This window comes from Vibrio sp. 10N.261.52.A1 (assembly GCF_002876325.1).
GTDB classification, from domain to species: domain Bacteria; phylum Pseudomonadota; class Gammaproteobacteria; order Enterobacterales; family Vibrionaceae; genus Vibrio; species Vibrio chagasii.
The window spans coordinates 1-2,844 of sequence record NZ_MCYD01000244.1; the positions used below are offsets into that span (position 1 = coordinate 1).

1 protein-coding gene is annotated in these 2,844 nt (G+C 47.6%); it reads right to left on the reverse strand.

Annotated features, from left to right (window positions below; all coding sequences use genetic code 11):
- Positions 1-2,628: ATP-dependent RNA helicase HrpA (gene hrpA, locus BCT81_RS03120; RefSeq protein ID WP_102423208.1), on the reverse strand; the 2,628-nt coding region annotated here is incomplete at its 3' end.
- Positions 2,629-2,844: the final 216 nt, after the last annotated feature.

The window sequence follows — 2,844 nt, forward strand, 5'->3', positions numbered from 1 at the left end:
AAGTAGCTCTGGGGTCTCTTTGCTGGTTTTCTTCCACCAAGTATCAAAGTGACGGCCTGAAACCACCTCTTCGCCTACACGCTGATCGTAGAATTCAAACAGTTCATCATCATCGATCAAGATGTCACGGCGACGGGATTTATGCTCTAGCTCTTCCACCTCTTGTAGAAGTTTGCGGTTCTGTTTGAAGAACGCGTGCTTAGTTTCCCACTCGCCTTCAACCAATGCGCTGCGTACAAACAACTCACGACTGATGGTTGGGTCAATCGCGCCATAGTTCACTAGGCGTTTCGGAACAATCGGGATTCCGTAAAGCATCACTTTTTCGTGCGCCATTACCGCCGCTTGTTTCTTCGACCAGTGTGGTTCACTGTAGCTGCGCTTGATTAGGTGCTTCGCTAACGGTTCAATCCACTCAGGCTGAATTTTAGCAATCACACGACCCCAAAGTTTTGAGGTTTCCACCAGCTCAGCAGACATGATCCACTTAGGCTGCTTCTTAAATAGGCCAGACGCAGGGAAGATATGGAAGCGTGCATTACGCGCACCTTGGTATTCATTCTTCTCTTGGTCTTTCATACCAATGTGAGAAAGCAAACCTGATAGCAACGACTGGTGAATGCCATCGTAACTACCCGGCTCATCGTTGAGCTTGGTATCCAATTCACGCATCGCTTGGTGAATTTGGAAGTACACATCTTGCCACTCACGAATACGCAGGTAGTTCAGGTAATCTTGCTTACACTGTTTACGGAACTGGTTACTCGACAGCGCTTTTTGCTGCTTCTTGATGTAGTCCCATAGGTTCACAAAAGTGATGAAGTCTGAGTCTTTATCGAAGAAACGCTTGTGCTTGTCGTCAGACGATTGCTGTTTGTCTGATGGACGTTCTCGCGGGTCTTGGATTGAAAGCGCAGACGCAATAACCATCACTTCGTGTAGACAGCGGTTGTTTGGCGCTTCGATAACCATGCGCGCTAAACGCGGGTCGATCGGTAGCTTAGACAGCTTACGACCAATTGCCGTTAGCTTCTTAGTATCGTCGCCTTGGTTCTTGTTCTTATTACTTGGCTTGCCCGATGCAATCGCACCTAGCTCTTCGAGCAGTCTTACACCATCTTGAATGTTGCGCTTATCTGGCGCTTCAACGAATGGGAAGGCTTGAATATCGCCCAAGCCTAGTGCTGTCATCTGAAGGATTACAGACGCTAGGTTGGTACGCAGGATCTCAGGATCGGTAAACTCTGGGCGTGACTCGAAATCTTCTTCAGAGTACAAGCGAATACAGATACCTTCAGCAACACGACCACAACGACCTTTACGCTGGTTCGCACTCGCTTGAGAAATCGGCTCAATCGGTAGACGTTGTACTTTGGTGCGGTAGCTGTAACGACTGATACGCGCTGTACCTGGGTCGATTACGTACTTGATGCCCGGAACGGTTAGCGAGGTTTCTGCCACGTTGGTTGCCAGCACGATACGTCGACCAGTATGAGATTGGAAGATACGGTTCTGCTCACCTGCCGAAAGGCGCGCGTACAACGGTACAATCTCGGTATCACGCAGATTACGCTTGCTTAGTGCGTCCGCAGTATCACGAATTTCACGCTCACCATTCATGAAGATCAGGATGTCGCCTAAGCCTTCATCACACAGCTCATCAACCGCTTCGAAGATACCTTCCATTTGGTCACGATCAGAATCGCTGTCGTCACCACCTAATGGACGGTAGCGCGTATCTACAGGGTAAGTACGGCCCGACACTTCAATGATTGGTGCATTGTCGAAGTGCTTAGAGAAACGCTCTGGGTCGATGGTTGCCGACGTGATGATCACTTTTAGATCAGGACGCTTTGGTAGCAACTCTTTCAGGTAACCCATGATGAAATCGATGTTCAGGCTACGTTCGTGCGCTTCATCGATAATGATGGTGTCGTACTGGTTTAAGAAACGGTCGTGTTGAATCTCCGCCAGTAGAATACCGTCGGTCATCAGTTTGATTTGTGTGTTGTCAGAAATCTGGTCGTTGAATCGAACCTTATAACCAACAAATTCACCCAACTGGGTTTCCATCTCTTCGGCAATACGGTTCGCAACCGAACGCGCAGCCAGACGACGCGGCTGAGTATGACCAATTAGGCCAAAGCGACCACGGCCAAGCTCAGAACAGATCTTAGGAAGCTGAGTGGTTTTACCCGAGCCCGTTTCACCCGCCACGATAACCACTTGGTTTTCTTCAATGGCTTTCGCAATATCATCGCGCTTTTGGCTAACAGGGAGAATTTCTGGGTATTCAATGGTAGGTTTTTGCGCAGCACGCTGGGTTGCCGTCATCATCGATTGGGCAATGTCTAATGCGATTTCATCGAAAACAGCATGCTTAGATTTTTCGTTCTTAATACGGCTTGCACCAGAAATACGCTTACTTAGACGGAAGCGGTCGCGCATCATGCACTCATTTAAGGCCTTACGAAGAGAGGCTGGGCTATTTTGAGATGCGCTTGCTTTAGGTGCTTGTTGTTTGTTGTTTTGCTTTTTTTGATTAGCTTGATCAGCAGCAGAGTCCGATGTCGCGTTGGTATTCGCTACATGGTTATTTTTATCTGCTTTTTCCGGAGACGAAGTCACAGCGTGTCCTATTCTTTCTCTTATATAAACTCGCGCGATTGTAGCATAAAGGAAAGGAACGAGTTAACACAAAGCAAGGAATATTAGCTGCCTAAGCGCCTGCTGAAACAAGGGGTAATGCAAACTAACGTGTTCAATTGTTATACTAAAAACTGAAGCTGATTATTGGTAGGCAATCGATGATTCGATTAAAAAATGTTGGCTTAGATTGCCCAA